The organism is Methylomonas rhizoryzae (assembly GCF_008632455.1).
Classification (GTDB): domain Bacteria; phylum Pseudomonadota; class Gammaproteobacteria; order Methylococcales; family Methylomonadaceae; genus Methylomonas; species Methylomonas rhizoryzae.
In genome coordinates this window covers 922226-939332 of sequence record NZ_CP043929.1, presented here as the reverse complement: position 1 = coordinate 939332, position 17107 = coordinate 922226, and the positions used below count along the sequence as shown (strand labels likewise).

The 17107-nt window shown below is 57.2% G+C and carries 10 protein-coding genes and 1 tRNA gene; 7 read left to right on the top strand and 4 right to left on the bottom strand.

Features of this window, described 5'->3' with window-relative positions; genetic code table 11:
- Positions 1-250: 250 nt before the first annotated feature.
- The 3 genes from F1E05_RS20525 to F1E05_RS04380 all read right to left on the bottom strand — a co-directional run bounded on the left by F1E05_RS20525 (position 251) and on the right by F1E05_RS04380 (position 1487).
- Complete coding sequence (locus F1E05_RS20525; RefSeq protein ID WP_232056780.1) at positions 251-487, bottom strand: tyrosine-type recombinase/integrase; 237 nt, start codon at positions 485-487, stop codon at positions 251-253.
- Positions 484-1332, bottom strand: coding sequence for a tyrosine-type recombinase/integrase (locus tag F1E05_RS04385; RefSeq protein ID WP_232056779.1), 849 nt, complete (start codon positions 1330-1332; stop codon positions 484-486). The genes F1E05_RS20525 and F1E05_RS04385 overlap by 4 nt, the downstream gene beginning before the upstream one ends.
- 68 nt (positions 1333-1400) lie before the next feature.
- Positions 1401-1487: transfer RNA gene (locus F1E05_RS04380), tRNA-Leu, on the bottom strand.
- A gap of 377 nt (positions 1488-1864) precedes the next feature.
- Here F1E05_RS04380 and acs point away from each other — a divergent pair.
- The 4 genes from acs to F1E05_RS20520 all read left to right on the top strand — a co-directional run bounded on the left by acs (position 1865) and on the right by F1E05_RS20520 (position 6784).
- The gene (acs, locus tag F1E05_RS04375) at positions 1865-3802 is read left to right on the top strand and encodes an acetate--CoA ligase (RefSeq protein WP_150047088.1); all 1938 of its coding nucleotides are present in this window, start codon (positions 1865-1867) and stop codon (positions 3800-3802) included.
- Between the two features lie 12 nt (positions 3803-3814).
- Positions 3815-4693 (top strand): DMT family transporter, encoded by an 879-nt coding sequence (locus F1E05_RS04370; protein ID WP_150047086.1) that lies wholly within the window; start codon positions 3815-3817, stop codon positions 4691-4693.
- A gap of 21 nt (positions 4694-4714) precedes the next feature.
- On the top strand, positions 4715-5344 hold the full coding sequence (locus F1E05_RS04365) for a retropepsin-like aspartic protease family protein (protein ID WP_232056778.1): 630 nt from the start codon (positions 4715-4717) through the stop codon (positions 5342-5344).
- Positions 5345-5866: 522 nt separating this feature from the next.
- Complete coding sequence (locus F1E05_RS20520; RefSeq protein ID WP_232056777.1) at positions 5867-6784, top strand: VOC family protein; 918 nt, start codon at positions 5867-5869, stop codon at positions 6782-6784.
- 74 nt (positions 6785-6858) lie between these two features.
- Here the strand turns inward: F1E05_RS20520 and F1E05_RS04355 are convergent, their stop codons facing one another.
- Positions 6859-10014: an efflux RND transporter permease subunit gene (locus F1E05_RS04355; protein WP_232056776.1), complete on the bottom strand. Its 3156-nt coding sequence runs from the start codon at positions 10012-10014 to the stop codon at positions 6859-6861.
- A gap of 604 nt (positions 10015-10618) precedes the next feature.
- Between F1E05_RS04355 and F1E05_RS04350 the strand changes: the two genes are divergently transcribed.
- The 3 genes from F1E05_RS04350 to F1E05_RS04340 all read left to right on the top strand — a co-directional run bounded on the left by F1E05_RS04350 (position 10619) and on the right by F1E05_RS04340 (position 17093).
- The gene (locus F1E05_RS04350; protein WP_150047084.1) at positions 10619-11320 is read left to right on the top strand and encodes a Cap15 family cyclic dinucleotide receptor domain-containing protein; all 702 of its coding nucleotides are present in this window, start codon (positions 10619-10621) and stop codon (positions 11318-11320) included.
- Between the two features lie 394 nt (positions 11321-11714).
- Positions 11715-14492, top strand: a complete 2778-nt coding sequence (locus F1E05_RS04345; protein ID WP_190303244.1) for an FG-GAP repeat domain-containing protein — start codon at positions 11715-11717, stop codon at positions 14490-14492.
- A gap of 198 nt (positions 14493-14690) precedes the next feature.
- Positions 14691-17093, top strand: coding sequence for a TonB-dependent siderophore receptor (locus tag F1E05_RS04340; RefSeq protein WP_150047079.1), 2403 nt, complete (start codon positions 14691-14693; stop codon positions 17091-17093).
- The last annotated feature ends 14 nt before the right edge of the window (positions 17094-17107 follow it).

Sequence of the window (17107 nt, the reverse complement as noted above, 5' to 3'; positions counted from 1 at the left end):
ATGCTGTAGCGTTACACCAAGCAACAGCATTCGACACAATCAAACACTATCAAGGGTGATGATGTGGGTAGCTTGTCGTTACGAAATGCGGCCGGTACCGGCGCATTGATGAGGTGTTGGTAATTTGCCTTGCTGATGTTGGTATCCAGGCCATAAACGGTGCCGGATTCGAACCGGATCATACCATCACTTTCGCGCCTGTAACCGTTCCCATTGGAAACAACCGCCCATGGCGTTTGGAGTATAGCGCTTAGGCGCTCTTGCGTTGAAACGGCACCACCGCCGCGCCTTCCTTCAAGCTGTCCAAATAATCCGCCCACCACTGCAACATCTTCACCCGTTCCGGCAGGTATTGCGCTCGGTTGTAGGCGGCGCGGACACTGTTTTGCTCGCCGTGGGCAAGCTGACGCTCGATGGCATCCGGGTTGAATAGGTGGGCTTCGTTGAGCCGGGTAGAAGCCATGCCCCGGAAGCCGTGGGCGGTCATTTCAGCGCCGGTGCTGGTGTTTCCGACATGGGCCTGGCGTTACTGCGTACCGACGGAAACACAAAGTGGCCGGTACCGGTCAGCGGCTTGCTTTCCTCGAAGATGGCTAGCGCCTGCCGGGATAACGGGCTGATGTGTTCCTCGCGCATCTTCATTTTGGCGGCCGGAATGCGCCATTCGGCCCGCTCCAGGTCGATTTCAGACCATTCGGCCTTACGCACTTCGCCAGGCCTCAACATGACCAAGAAGGACAAGCGCAACGCGCAACGGGTGGTAAAGTGACCGGTATAGCCTTCGCAGGCTCGCAGCAATGCGCCGATTTGTACCGGGTCGGTGATGGCGGCATGGTGTTTGACAGTGGTTGGTACGAATGCCCCTTGCAGATCGGGAACCGGGTTTCTAACGGCGCGGCCGGTGGTAATGGCGTAGCGAAACACTTGGCCGTTGGCTCGCCGGGTCTTCGAGGCGCTTTCATTCGCGCCGCGTTGTTCGATGCGTTTGACTGCGGCCAGCACGTCGGGTGCCTCAATGTTGACGATGGGCATTCGGCCCAGCCAGGGGAAAACGTCCCTTTCCAGGTTGAGCAAGGTTTTCTTGGCGTGGTCTGCGGTTTTGTTCGCCATGTGGGTTTCGTGCCATTCGCGGGCAATGACTTCGAAGCTGTTGGCGGCGGCGTCTTGGCTGGCCGCTTTGGCGGCTTTTTTGGCGGTCGATGGATCGATGCCGTTGGCAAGCTGCTTTTTGGCCTCTTCGCGCTTGGCGCGGGCATCGGCTAGGCCGATAGCCGGATATTCGCCAATCGCCAAGATTTTTTGCTCGGTGTTAGGTGTTGCCACGTGAGGCATAAAAAAACCCGCTAAGCCTTACAGCTTGCGGGTTTTGTTGTCAGATGCTACCACCTGAAACCGTAATATGGTGCCGAGGAGAGGACTTGAACCTCCACGGGGTTACCCCCACTAGCACCTGAAGCTAGCGCGTCTACCAATTTCACCACCTCGGCTTGACTACGACTGGCGTGTCAATTCGGGCATTATATAGTAAGCGCTTATATTGTCAAAACATAATTGTAGAACCGAATGCCTCGGATTAAAAATACCCCAAGCCCTCGGTAAGCTGAATCGCCCTGTGTTTCCTCACAATTCCTTGACAAAGCTTGAACGTCGCCAAGCTGCGCGACCAATATTGGCCTCTGGCCTTGATCGGCTTACTGTGTTTGGCCAACGCCGGCTGGCTATTTCGTCGCCGTCTGTATTGACGTGCGCCCTCTTAATCCCAGTGGACGCGGCGCCTGGCTTAGGATACGCTTGGTGGCTTTACATTTTCCCGAATGCCAGCGTCTACCACGCACAAGAACCGGACCCGACCAAAGGAATTACCATGTCAGAGCATCATGTCTATCCCGTAAAACCCGAGATCGCCCGCCGGGCGCATATCGACGCCGATACCTACCATAGCATGTACCAGCATTCGATCAGCGACCCGGAAGGTTTTTGGGCCGAGCAAGCCGCACAGTTTTTGAATTGGGAACAACGCTGGACACAGGTAACGCATTGCGACTTCGCGCAAGGCGACGTGCATTGGTTCGTCGGCGGGAAATTGAACGTCAGCGTCAATTGCTTGGATAGACATCTGGAAACCCGCGGGGACCAAGTCGCGATTATCTGGGAAGGCGACGACCCGGCCGACGACAGTACCTTGACTTATAAGGAATTACACCGGGAAGTATGCAAATTCGCCAACGTGCTGAAAGCGCAGGGCGTTAAAAAGGGCGATAGGGTGTGCATTTACTTGCCGATGATCAGCGAAGCGGCAGTAGTTATCTTAGCCTGTACCCGCATCGGCGCGGTGCATTCCATCGTTTTCGGCGGATTTTCGGCCGACGCCTTGCGCGACCGCATCCTGGATGCCGACTGCCGGGTGCTGATTTGCTCTGACGAAAGCTACCGCGGCGGCAAAATCGTCCATTCCAAGCAAACCGCCGATAAAGCCGCGGCACAGTGCCCCAACCTGCAGACCCTCATCGTCATCAAGCACACCGGCCACGACATTCCGTGGCATCCCGAGCGCGACGTCTGCTATCGCGCTGCAATGGCCGAGGCGTCGCCGCACTGCCCGGCGGAAACCATGGACGCGGAAGATCCGCTGTTCATCCTGTATACCTCCGGCTCCACCGGCAAACCCAAAGGCGTGCTGCATACCACCGGCGGTTATTTGTTGTATGCGGCGATGACCCATAAGTACATTTTCGATTACCACGACGGCGACATTTACTGGTGTACCGCCGACATCGGCTGGATTACCGGACATTCCTACGTGTTGTACGGCCCTTTGTGCAACGGCGCTACCACCTTGATGTTCGAAGGGGTACCGACCTATCCGGCCGCCGACCGTTTCTGGCAAGTGGTCGACAAACATAAGGTAAATATCTTCTATACCGCGCCGACCGCCATTCGCGCGCTGATGGCGCAAGGCGACGATTTCGTCAAACGTACCGGGCGCAGCAGCTTGCGCATTCTGGGCAGCGTGGGCGAACCGATCAACCCGGAAGCCTGGGAATGGTATTACCACGTGGTCGGCGAAACCCGCTGCCCTATCGTGGATACCTGGTGGCAAACCGAAACCGGCGGCATCATGATTACCCCGCTGCCGGGAGCGATTGCCTTGAAGCCCGGCTCCGCGACCCTGCCGTTTTTCGGAGTACAACCGGCCATCGTCGACAACGAAGGTCGTCTACTGGAAGGCGAGGCCGAAGGCATTTTGGTGTTGACCCAAAGCTGGCCGGGACAGATGCGCACGATATACGGCGACCATCAACGCTTTCTGGACACCTATTTGCGGCACTTTCCGGGCAAATATTTTGCCGGCGACGGCGCCCGCCGCGACGCCGACGGCTATTACTGGATCACCGGCCGGGTGGACGATGTAATTAACGTCTCCGGCCACCGCCTGGGCACAGCGGAAATCGAAAGCGCGCTGGTCTTGCACCACGACGTGGCCGAAGCGGCCGTGGTCGGCTATCCGCACGCCATCAAAGGCCAAGGCATCTACGCCTTCGTCACTTTGAATCTCGGCGTGCAACCCAGCGACGAGTTGAAAAAGCAATTGGTCGATTTGGTCAAGGAAGAAATCAGCGCCATCGCCTTGCCGGACGTCATTCAATGGGCGCCGGGTTTACCTAAAACCCGTTCCGGCAAAATCATGCGGCGCATCCTGCGCAAGATTGCCGCCGGCGACGTGCACGAACTGGGCGATACATCGACCCTGGCCGATCCCGGCGTCGTCGACGATTTGCTGGCGCAGCGCGCGCATCGTTGACGCCGGTCCAAGATGCGCGTTGCGTTTGCGTACGTGGTCGTCGTGGCGATTTGGGCCACCACGCCGCTGGCTATCAAATGGAGCGGCGGCGAGGTCGGTTTCGTATTCGCCGCCACCGCGCGCATGAGCATAGGCGCGTTATGCCTGTTACTGGCCATGCCGCTCGCCCGCCAACATCTGCCGCTGCACGGCAAAGCCTGGCAGACTTACGCCGCCGTCGCCTTGCAGCTTTACGCCAGTTTGCTGCTGACCTATTGGTGTACTCAATATTTGCCGTCCGGCTGGGTATCGGTGATTTTCGGCTTAAGCCCGTTGATGACAGCGCCTATGGCGGCTTTTGCGCTGAACGAAGCCAGTTTGGGCTGGGGCAAGCTATCGGCTTATTTGCTGGGAGTAGCCGGCTTGGTATTGATGTTTCAATCGGCATTGGCACTGCCCGGCGGCGCCATCCCGGCATTGGTGGGCATGCTGCTGTCAGTGCTGTTGCAATCGGCCGGCTCGGTATGGGTGAAACGGATAGACGCCGGCTTGCCGGCCATGACTCAAGTCTCGGGCGGCTTGCTGTTGTCGCTGCCGCTGTATCTGGCGACCTGGTACGCGGCGGACGGCGGCGCGTGGCCGCCGAGCATGACGCCGCAAACCCTATGGTCTATCCTGTATCTGGGCCTGCTGGCGACCCCGTTGGGCTTGGTGTTGTACTATTTCCTGCTGATCCATCTGAGTGCGACTTCGGTGGCGCTGATTACCTTAATCACCCCGCCTTTGTCCTTGCTGCTGGGCTATAGCGTGAACCACGAACCCATGACCTGGAAAATTATCGTGGGCACCGGCTTAATTTTGCTGGCCTTGGCCTTGCATAGCTTAGCCAACCGTAGACCGCGGGTAGGTTAACCGTCCTACCGGGAGGAAACCATGAGCAAACCAACCGAACGCGCCGGCTCCTGGCCGTATTTGTTGTATCCCGCCGCAACCTTGGCCTTGCTGTGGTTGGCCGCCGATGGATACTTGAACCGGGTAGCCGCTAACGCCGCCCGCGGCGAAACCGAACAGGCGCTGGTTTCTGTGGGCGAAACCACGCTCAAAATCGACCGTTACGGCCATTTTCGCGGCACCGCACTGGTCAACGGCACTCCGATACCGTTTTTGATCGACACCGGCGCGACCAAGACCGTCATACCAGCCAAGCTGGCCAGCGCAGCGCATCTGCAATACGGCCAATACATTCCGGCCAACACGGCCGGCGGCAGGATATTAGAACGCGAGACTCACATCGACAGCCTGAAAATCGGCAGCCTGGAAATCCGCAACCTGGACGCCCACATCAACGACAATTTGAACGAAGCGCTGATCGGCATGAACGCTCTTAGGCACTTTCGCATCACGCACGACGGCGAAACCATGACCCTTAGCGCGGGCGAGGCGATGGAAACTCCGGTGCAACCGGCTGCAGCCGAACCCGAACCGCGCAAAAATCTCAATATCCGCAAAAACGTAGTCTGCGACGCCCGCAACGTTTGCAAAACCGTCTATAGCGACCGTTAAACCTAAAAACAGCAGTTGCCGTGTATTGTAGGCCGTTCGTGCTGAGCAACGTCGAAGTTCGGACGATCTACAACACACCCACCCTCCGGATATTTGAAAAATTCCGCTCACCCTTCGATAAACTCCGGGCGAACGGGATTTTTCAAGACTCAACTGCTCTTTACTATGAAAGTCATGGTAAGAACGACAGATAGCCGCGATCCGCAAGGCCATCATCGCGACTATGCGTCGCTCCTACCAACTACCTTTCATTTGCCGGGGCGATTCCAGACCTTCATGATCGTTAGGTTAAAGCTGCGTGAGCAGACCCCGTGTCCGGCAACATCCCGCAACCGGCGGCCGGCCATGGTTAACGCAGGACAATTTAGATGTTAGACTAACCCGTCGGCGCCCGCTGCCGATAAGGGGATAATGTCTTTTGCCGCGCAAATGCGGACATGCTTCCATTCCCGCTACATCATCCTTTTCCAAGCAAAGGCAAATTCAGCCCGTGACAAACAATAACCACCGGAGAGTAATTCCATGAGCACCATCAACCCGATTCCGGATAGCCACCGGAGTGTAACCCCGTACTTAACCGTAAAAAACGCCGCGGCGGCATTGGCGTTTTACCGCGCAGCCTTCGGCGCCACCGAGACCATGCGCTTGCACATGCCGAACGGCGCCGTCGGCCATGCCGAATTCACCATCGGCGCATCCCATTTCATGATTGCCGACGAATACCCGGCGGCGACGTCCACCGCACCGCATACGCTAGGCGGCAGCTGTGTCAAACTGCATTTGTATGTCGCCGATGTCGACGCCTTTTTCGCCCGCGCCATCGCCGCCGGCGCAGTGGAAACCATGCCGCCGGCCGACCAGTTTTGGGGCGACCGCATGGGCGCATTGACCGATCCGTTCGGCCACCACTGGATGATCGCCAGCCACCTGGAAGACGTGGACCCGGCTGATTTGCAAAGCCGCATGGATGCTTTGTTCGCCGGCAGCGGCAGCACCCCTGAGCCGGCCGACGCCGCGCCCGGCTGTGAAGGCCACTATAACGCCCTGCAACACGGCATGTTCAGTTGGTGCGAGCTGTTAACCAGCGACGCGGAAGCGGCAAAAACCTTTTATAGCAGTTTGTTCGGCTGGCAAATGGAACCTGCCCCCACCGCCTTACCGGGAGTCGATTACACCTTGATTAATTGCGACGGCCACCACATCGGCGGCCTGATGGCGATACCGGCCGACAAAACCGGCATGCCGCCGCATTGGGGCACCTACGTGACCGTGGACGACGTCGACGCAACCGCCGCGCTGGCGCAACAACTCGGCGGTGCCGTGTGCCTGCCGCCGCAGGACATACCGGAAGTCGGCCGCTTTGCCGTATTGCAAGACCCGCAAAACGCCGTCATTTGCGTGATCCAATATGTGGCGGCAAAGAGTCCTGCCTGTGGTTGACCTGCCCCCCGGGCTAGCCCCCTATTTCAAGTCTGCCCAAGTTTGCCGGCGGAATTGGAGCCCCCGCCGGACAGCTACCAAGTCTCGGTAAAAGGGGCTTTTTCTTTTTGATCGCTGCGCCGATGTTTGTCGGCGGCACCGGCAAACACCACATACAAGCCCGGAATAACAATGACACCGAACACGGTGCCGAAGATCATGCCGCCGGCCGCCGCCGAGCCCAAGGTGTTGTTGCCGATTTCGCCGGCCCCCGACGCGAACATCAACGGAATCAGGCCGGCGACGAAGGCGAACGAGGTCATCAGGATGGGGCGCAAACGCAACACGGCACCCGCTATGGCGGCCTCGAACGCCGATTGGCCTTGTTTGTGTTTCAAGGCGGCAAACTCGATGATCAAAATCGCGTTTTTACCCAGGATGCCGATCAGCATGATCATGGCGATTTGGGCGTAGATATTGTTTTCCAGCCCCATCATCAGCAAAAAACATAAGGCGCCGAAGATGCCGATAGGCAAGGACAGGATCACCGGCAAGGGCAACAGAAAGCTCTCGTACTGGGCGGCCAGCAGCAGATAGACGAACAGCAGACAGATCAGAAAAATAAAAACGGCCTGATGGCCGGCATTGGCCTCGTCGCGCGACGAACCGGCCCAATCGTAACCAAACCCTTTGGGCAATTTTTGCGCCGCCACCTGCTTGATGGCTTCGATGGCTTGGCCGCTGCTGTAGCCCTCGGCGGGCTGACCATTGACCATGGCCGAGGTATACATGTTGTAACGGGTAACCTGTTCGGGACCGTAAACTTTTTCCACCCGTAAAAATGCAGAAAACGGCACCATATGACCGTCTTTGTTTTTTATGTACAGCTTCAGCAAATCGTCCGGTTTGGCGCGGTATTCCGGCAAGGCTTGTACCATTACCCGGTACATCTGGCCGAAGCGAATGAAATTGGTGGCATATTCGCTGCCTATCAGGGCTTGCAAGGTACTCATGGCGCTCTCGGTGGTCACGCCCTTTTGCGCCGCCTTGTCGATATCGACGTGCAGCAGAAACTGCGGGAAGCGGGTGTTAAAAGTGGTGAACGCGTTGCTGATTTCCGGCCGCCGGTTAAGTTCGTCTACGAACTCATCGGCGACTTTCTGCAAATTTTCCAGGCTGCCGCCGGTTTTATCCAACAAACGCATTTCGAAACCGCTGGAATTTCCGAAGCCTGGCACCGGCGGCGGGGTAAAAAACTCGATGCCGCCGTCTTTAATGTGGCGGGTTTTTTCCTCCAGCAGTTTGATGACCTGCTTATCGGACAGACGTCTGTCCTGCCAGTCCTTCAAGCTGATCAGATTCATGCCGTAGACCGCCCCGGTACCGTCCGACAACACGCTGAAGCCTGCCAGACTGGATACCGAATCCACCGCATCCATCTCCGACGCAATACGCTGCACGTCATCCACCACGTGTTCGGTGCGTTCCAGCGTGGCGCCGGACGGCGTAGTGATATTGGCGTAAATCGTGCCTTGGTCCTCCTGCGGAATAAAACCGGAAGGTACCTGCTTGCCGATTAAACCCGCCCCGAACGAGAACCCCAGCAAGATACCGAAGGTAATCGATCTACGGTTGGCTATCCTGCCGATCAGTCTTTTGTAACCTTCCGCCAAACCGTTATACCGGCGGTTGAAGCCGGCGAAGAATTTTTGCAAGCCGGTTTTGTGCTGCGGATGATGGTGCACGGCTTTCAGGAAAAACGCGCACAGCGCGGGCGTCAAGGTCAGGGCGGTGATGCCGGACAGCACGATGGCAAACGCCATGGTCAAGGAAAATTGCCGGAAAAAAATGCCGGCGGAGCCTTCCATGAACGACACCGGCAAAAACACCGCCGACATCACCAGGGTAATCGCGACAATCGCACCGCCGATTTCCCGCATGGCTTGTTCGGTGGCCCGTTTCGGGCCTATATTGCCTTGCTCCAGCTTGGCGTGCACTGCTTCGATCACCACGATGGAGTCGTCGATGACGATACCGATCGCCAGCACCAAGGCAAACAAGGTAATCAGATTCAACGAAAAGCCCATCAGTTGCAGGAAGAAAAACGTGCCTATCAACGAAACCGGCACGGTGACCACCGGAATCAGGGTGGAGCGGACGTCCTGCAGAAAAACGAACACCACCAAGGCCACCAGCACAAAGGCTTCCAGCAAGGTCTTAACCACTTCGTGGATGGAAGCGTCCAGAAATTTGGAGACGTCGTAGCTCAGACTGTAATCCATGCCGGGCGGAAACGACTCGGCCTTGATCCGTTCCATAGTGGCCTTGATGTTGGCTATCACTTCCTTGGCATTGCTGCCCGGCCGCTGTTTCAGCATGATGGCCGCGGAAGGTTTGCCGTTTTCCTTGGACAACACGTCGTAATCCTGCGAATCGAAAGCGACTTCGGCCACATCTCTCAAGCGTAAAATTTCGCCGTCGCTTTTACCGCTCAAAACGATGTTTTCATACTCTTCGACGGTGTTATATTTGCCGGTATATTTCAAAATATACTGCATGGCCTGGGCGTCTCGCCCGGAGCTTTCGCCTATCTTGCCGGGCGCAGCCTCGACGTTGTAGGCGCGCAATTGCTCGATGACTTCGGCCGGCGAAATGTTGTACATCAGCAATTTCTCGGGTTTCAACCAAACCCGCATCGCGTATTCCCGCGCTCCCATGATGTCGGCAAAGCCCACGCCTTCAATGCGTTTCAGCTCCCTGAGCACGTTGATGTCGGTAAAGTTGTACAGAAATTTTTCATCCAGATTCGGGTCCCGGCTGAGAATATTGATGTACAACAACATGCTGTTTTGCACCTTCTCGACGATAACCCCGGCTTTGATCGCTTCTTCCGGCAACTCGTCCAACACCGAGGCCACCCGGTTCTGCACGTTGACCGAGGCCACTTCCGGATCGGTGCCGGCTTTAAAGATAATCTGTATCACGCTGACGCCGTCGTTGCCGGACACCGACGCCATATAGGCCATGCCCGGCACCCCGTTGATCGCCCGTTCCAGCGGCGTGACGACGGTCTTGACCACGGCCTCGGCATTGGCGCCGATAAACTTGGCGGTCACACTCACCTCGGGCGGGGCGATGTCGGGAAATTGGGTAACGGACAACCGAGTCAGCGACAGCAGGCCGATCAAGATAGTCAGGATGGCCATGACGATGGAAAGCACCGGGCGGTGCACGAATTTAGAGGTGATCATGCTATCGCCTGCTTAGGCCGGCCGGCACACACGGCAGCAAACCGCTATCGCATGCCTGTTCCCGGCTACGGACGGCGTCCGTCAAACGGCAAGCAATCGCTACCGGTTGTCTGGTTTTCATAACGCTAGCGAAACCGAACCCATCGCTGGCACATAGAAACGACGAAGGCATAAGGCTGAATGGAAAGTGGCGCAAAGTCGAAATTCTAATCAGCCAAGCTTACAACAACCTTTCATTCGTGGCAGCTCAACCGGCCCGCCTATGATCACAGACCTAACCTAGCGGGCGCGGTTGAATGCGGTCAAAGTGCGGTCGTCCGGCCTGGTCGCCGAGCCGCGTTCGACAAAAGCTGCGGAGCGGATTTACCCCGGCTGTTAGTCAAGCAAGCCGGAGCACTCAGGTAAGGTATATCGAGCCGCAAACTGCACGGTGAACCGGTTGCCACTCGACTATCCAACGGTCAGCATCAAATCACGTCTTTGTCATCCGTTAAAGAGCAAGGGATTGTCAAGAGCGGCTATAGAAACACTTGACCCGAGCCCGCAAAGCTCGCATCATCGAGCCACCCACCTTAAAGACTTGACTCCTGCATGCGAGGCAATCATGGCTTACCATCGCTACACTGTTCACGATGTCAATCAACCGGCCGAATCCCTTGGCGTGTATTGGCGCTTGAGTTTCTTCGCCTCGCCGATAGCCATGGTCATAGGTTATGCGCTGCACGCGATTGCCGACTCGTCGCCATGGCTAAGCATCAGCTCCGTTCCGGTTTCGACGCCCATCGTATACATTCTGCTCGGCAATCTGACCTCATCGCACTTGTGGCGGTGCTCCGTCGCCCGCCGCTTGCTGGGCATCACCACGCCCAACATCAACGGAGTTTGGCAAGCCGGCGTCGACAAAAGTCTGGCCGGCGAACAACAGTCTCAAACCGGAACGTTCAGCATCGAGCAGACTTGGCGAACCATCAGCATTGTTTTGTCGACCGCGGAATCCACCTCGCGCAGCACCTCCGCCGCCTTAATTGTCGATGCCGGGGTGGTGCGTCTGGAACACCAATATTTCGCTACGCGCATCAACCGTCCCGGCAGCGATTTCAAATGCCACCAAGGCGCAGCTTTCGTCGATTTTCCGCTCGATAACTGCGATAAGGCCGACCATCTGACCTTGAGCTACTTCACCGAAACCGGAGAATTCGGCGTTGTCACGCTAATCCGCAAGCCGGACACTATCCAACCGGATTGCATGCTTCGGTTCTGTCGGCTATTGCGAAACGAATATGAACGGTTTTTTCGTAAACCCTGATGTCTGGTCAACACTAACTAGCCGGTTTGAATTTCAGGAATCCACAATGCCTAAGACCAACACGCCATTGCCGTTAAAGATTGATCGGATCAATCATTGGTTTCGCTTCTTTTTAACATTGTGTTCAATACGGCGCTTTGAGAGGCGTGGAAGGCTGATCCAAGCGATTTTTTTATGCGGCTTGGTTTTAATTCAAGGATGCACAAAATCATCTGATATAGATTGCGCAGATGGATCCAAAAGTAAATCAACGGCATCGAGTTCAAATTCGCTCCAGTTTTCCACGGCCAATGTCGCATCAACTACCGAGAACATCTGGCTAAGCAATCTGGGGAACGGGGAATCGTTGGTTCAGGCGCTAAAAAAGGAATGCGGCACGCATGGAGGATCTAAAGTGTTGGTTGCAACGGTTGGCGGCAAGCCCCATCGCTTTGCCGTAACCAATGCGCTGGGGCCGATCGACCTGATTTTTACCGATGTTAACGGCGATGGAATAAGCGATGCAGCCTCGGCCAACGAACCCACCAATAACATTTCCATTTACTTTGGCAAAGGAGACGGAAGTTTCGACGCCTCGACGGCAGTTCCCACCGGCATACGCCCGCAACGCATCCAGGCCGGCGATTTCAACCGCGACGGCCATATCGATCTGGTCACCGCCAATCTCGGCGATCCGTTTGCCGGCGTCGGCGACGTGTCGTTACTGCTGGGCGACGGCAGCGGCGGCTTTGCCGCGCCGCAGTCGGTTAGCATCGGCAAATTACCTTTCGACGTCGCGGTGGCCGATTTCAATCGCGACGACAAGCCGGACCTGGCGGTGGCCGATTACGACTACGAGACGCAAACCATCGCCTTGCGTCTGGGCAACGGCGACGGCAGTTTTCAGCCGATCCAAACCTTTCCGGTACCGGAGTTGGCGCAATCCTTGGCGGCAACCGACCTGAACGGTGACCAGAATCCCGATCTGGTCAGCAACGGCGCGGTGCTGCTCGGCGACGGCGCGGGCGGCTTTCTGCCGGCCAGCCGTTTTCCGCTCGGCGCGCCGCCTTATTTGGTGCGGGTCGGCGATTTGAACGCCGATAGCAAACCCGACGTGGTGCTGGCATCAGGCGGCAGCAACAACGTCAGCGTATTGTTGAATCAAGGGGACGGCAGTCTGGCACCGCCGCGTTATTACCAGACCGGAAACAATCCGGCCGAAGTGTCCATAGTCGATCTGGACGGCGACGACAAAACCGATTTGCTGGTTTCCAACAGTTACGACGACCACCTAAGCCTGCTTTACGGCAAGGGCGACGGCTATTTCAGCGGCTTGCCGGCCTATCCGACCACCGACGGAACCGGATACATCCTCGGCGCGCTCGATAGCGTGGCCGCCGACTTTTCCGGCGACGGCATCGCCGATCTTTTGGTCGCCAACCACAGCCAACAAGCCGCGCTACTGCTCGGTCTCGGCCAAGGCCGCTTCGACAGCCCCACCCTATTACCCAGGCCGATTGACGGCGTCAAGGTGGTCAGCGGCGACTGGAACGGCGACGGCAAACGGGACGCCGCCTTTCTGAACTCGGGCAGCTATCCCAATCTGCTCATCAGTTTGGGCCAAGGCGACGGCAGTTTCACCGACGCCGAGACGATAGCCCTGCCGGAGCCTAATTATTCGGCTAATCAGTTTCTGACCAGTGCCCGGCTCAACAACGACTCCTATCCCGATTTAATCGCGACCGATCCGACGCATAACAGCCTGTCACTGCTGTTGGGCAACGGCGCGGGCAGCTTCACCTTGCAACCTGCCCTGGCGGTCGGCGTGGTACCGGTCGCGGTTGCCAGCGCCGATTTCAATGGCGACGGCAAGCCGGATTTGGCAATCGCCCACTACGGCGACAACGAAAGCGCGCCGAACGGCAGCTTGCAACTGGCTCTCGGTAACGGCGACGGCAGCTTTCAGACGGCGCAGATCGTGCGCGCCGACGTCATTGCCAAGTCACTGGCCACGGCGGATTTCAACCTGGACGGCAAGCTGGATCTGGCCGCGATCATCGGCAGCAACAACCAGGACGATATTGAGTTTTTCGCCGGCCAAGGCAATGGCGGTTTTGCCGGTTCGCAAGCCTTGGGTTTGAATTTGGGCAGTTTGGCGGGTCTACAGGCCGCCGACGCCGACCGGGACGGCAAACCGGATTTGGGCTTTAGCATTAGCAGCTCGTCGCGCGCGGCCGGCCTGCGCGGCAACGGCGACGGCAGTTTCACGTTCAGCGGCTTTATTTCCTTGGGCAGCTATGGCGACGCCAAACTGGCGCAATTGAACGACGACACTGAGCCGGATTTGATCGTTTCCACCGGCATCGGCTTCATCGCCGCCTGCCTGTCGCAGGATTGTCCGCTGACGGCACCGAGCGACGATAGCGGTAGTTTGGATCCCTTCCTGTGCTGGCAAGCCAGCCCGGCCAAGGCAGCGCGCGGCACCGGTCCTTATCCCAAATTCAGTCCGGTCAATGCGTTGCCGGTAGCCGACGCCCTCGGCGTGGCCGAGGTAGAACAGGCCAGAAAAATGAACCTGCGCAAACCGGCTCAACTGTGCAATCCGGTTGCGATCGGCTCAAACGACACGCAAACAGCCAGCCACCCCGCCCATCTGACCGAGTATTTGAATCAACCGACAAAAACCAAACCGGCGCAAAGCAAATTCCAACCCAAAACCGTCGCCATCAGCAATCAACTCGGCGAACTGAGTTTAAATCTGTCCGCCCCGGCCAGTCTGTTGTCACCCGGCGCCAAAGCAGCAGGAGACGGGGGCGCCACCGCCTTGAACGACACCCGCCTGACACATTTCCAATGCTACAAGGCGAAAGTAGCCAAGGCTAAGCCCGGCCAAGCCGCATTAGCGAAATTCACGCCTACGGAATTGTTGTTGCAAGACGATCAGGCCGGTCCTCTCAGGTTTAAATTAGCGCCGCCGTCTAAGTTATGCGCCCCGGCCGCACTAGACGACAGCAGCGCTTCCGCTTTCGGCAAAACCGATTTACTGACGTGTTATCCTGTACGCTTGGCCAAAACCAAACCGGCCCAAACCAGGCCCAACTCACAGATCAGTTCCGTCAACGACCGTTTCGGCGCTCAGGTATTGATTAGCAAAACGGCAAAAACGCTGTGTTTGCCGAGTCAATTGCAATAACAGCAAGGCTGCGGATCATCGTGAAAAGAAAGTTACGCTGCCGCTAGCCCATTCTACTCAAGGCGAAACAAACCTTTAGCGCAAGGCTTCCAAATCTTCCCAGCTCGGCATAGCGCGCAGCCGTATTGCCTTCGGCCGGGCCGCCAAAAAACCTAAATTCGGTACTACAATAAGGCGGTTCCTGTCAGGAGACTGAGCATGAGACGCGACAGCCCGACATTCTTGGTTAAAACCATCGGCGCAATAGCATTGTTGTTAAGTCAGCCTGCCCGCACGGAAGACTTTTGGCAGGAAAATCCATCTACGGGCGAAAACGCTTCGCGTCCTACAACCGCCAAAACACCTGCCCAGGCCGTAGCGGATATGGACATCAGCGAACTGGTCAACGTGGTCGTTTCCCCTTTCGAGGTATCGGCACAATTGGATAGCGGCTACAAAGCATCCAATTCAGTCTCGGCGTCGCGCTTGGATACGCCGATTCGCGACCTGCCCTTCGCCGTTCAGGCGTTTACACCGGCTTTTATCAAAGATCAACAACCGCGCGACATTTTCGACATCGCCCGCTACTCGCCGGGGGTGACTTACCGCAGCAACGATTTCAACGAAGGCAACGCCAACCTGGCCATCCGCGGTTTCACGGTCGGCTCGCTACCCGGCGGCAATATCCAGGTTCTACGCGACGGCATGCACGGTCCGTCGATTTTCGACTTCACCAATATCGCCCGGGTCGAAGTCGTCAAAGGGCCGGCATCGTTTTTGTACGGCCAGGTCGCGCCGGGCGGTATCGTCAACGTCATCAGCAAAAGCCCGCAACGGCAATTCGCCGTCAATGCGGACGCCCGCTACGGTTCCTACGGCGAATACCGCTTCGACACCGACGTAACCGGTCCGGCGTCCAACACCCTGTTTTACCGGTTGGCGGCCTCTTACGATCAAGACATGCATTACTGGGACGCTTACGACGCCCATTCCTGGAATATTTCCCCGTCGCTGTTGTGGCAGCCTAACGATAGAGTCAGCGCCTCGCTGAAATACGAACATTTCGAGAAAATCGAAGAACCGCAGCTGATGCAAAAACCCGGCTACGGTACCTGGGCCGGCGTAGTGCCGACAGCGACCGATCCGAACTTGTCCGGAGTGGACGTGCCCGGCTTGCCGGATAATTGGAACAGCATGGCTTATACCGATTACCGACACAGCAACACCCACAATTTGAGCGCTTGGATCGATTTCAAGGTCGATTCCAACTGGTCGTTGCGCAGCAGCTATTCGCATCTGGAATACGATGTAGACGCTTTGTTCACCGGCAATTTGGGCATGGCCAACAACCAATCCGTGGTACAAGGCCGCCGGGTCAGGCATCAGTTCTATAGCAACCGCGACGACAGCATAGAATTGCAAGGTGTTGGAAAATACGATTTCGGCTTCGCCAGCTTGCGACTGCTGCTGGGCGGGCAATACGTCGACCGCAATTTCTATCGCACGGCCGGCCAAGCCCCCAACAATCCGGCGTTAGGCAGCAACCCTATCGGCTCGCCGTTGCCGCGCTGGGATTTAAGCGACCCCACCACTTGGAACCGCAACACCTTCATTCCACTGTCCATGCTGACCGCCGCCCGCTTCGATCAAAACGTCAATGCGGTGGACAAATCGTTGTACGGCGGCTCGACGCTAGGCTTGTTCGACGACCGTCTGTTGATCTTGAGCGGCTGGCGCTGGACCTTGACCGAATCGCAAGTATCGGACCGCCTGTCCGGTATCGACCAACCCAGCGCGGCCGTCAACCGGGTGACCCCGCAATACGGCGCCCTGTTCAAACTAACGCCGCAATGGTCGCTGTTCGGCAGCTATTCGGAATCCTTCGTGCCGGGCACGTTTTTGATCAACAACCTGGACGGCAGCCAATCGACCGCCAAACCCAGCGAAGGCCGCGGCTTCGACGTCGGCCTCAAAGCCGACCTATTCGCCGGCCGCATCAGCAGCACGCTGACCTACTTCGACATCGAAAACCGCAACATCGTCAACGATCTGGCGGTCACCGATGCATCTGGGGTCACGACCATTTACAGCGTGCAAACCGGCGCACAACGCTCGCGCGGCATCGAGTGGGATGCCAGTGCAAAACTCTTGGACGGCTGGCAAATGTATCTGTCTTACAGCTACATGGACGCCAAAATCACCGAGTTCAGCGGCCAAGACGCTGCGATTTTGGCGCAAAACCCGGCGACGCTGGACGCGGCCGGCCGCACCAATTACAAAAACGTATTGCGCTATCACGACGCGCCGCTGCAAATGAGCGCACCGCACCTGGCCAATCTTTGGACCCGTTACGATTTTCAAGACGCCAACTTAGCCGGCCTGCACCTCGGCGGCGGGGTTAACTTTGTCTACGATCAAACCTTGCTGCCGGACACCCCGAAATCGGCGCATCAAACCTATGCCTTGCTCAACGCCTTGATCGGTTACACCTGGAAATTCGGTAACCATGCCTTAACCATCGATCTCATCGGTAAAAACCTACTAGACGAACACTATCGTCCCTCGCAAAGCAGCCGGGGCCGGCCGCGCGAGTTGATGATCAACTTTTCGCTCAACTACTGAGACGTCGGAGCCTA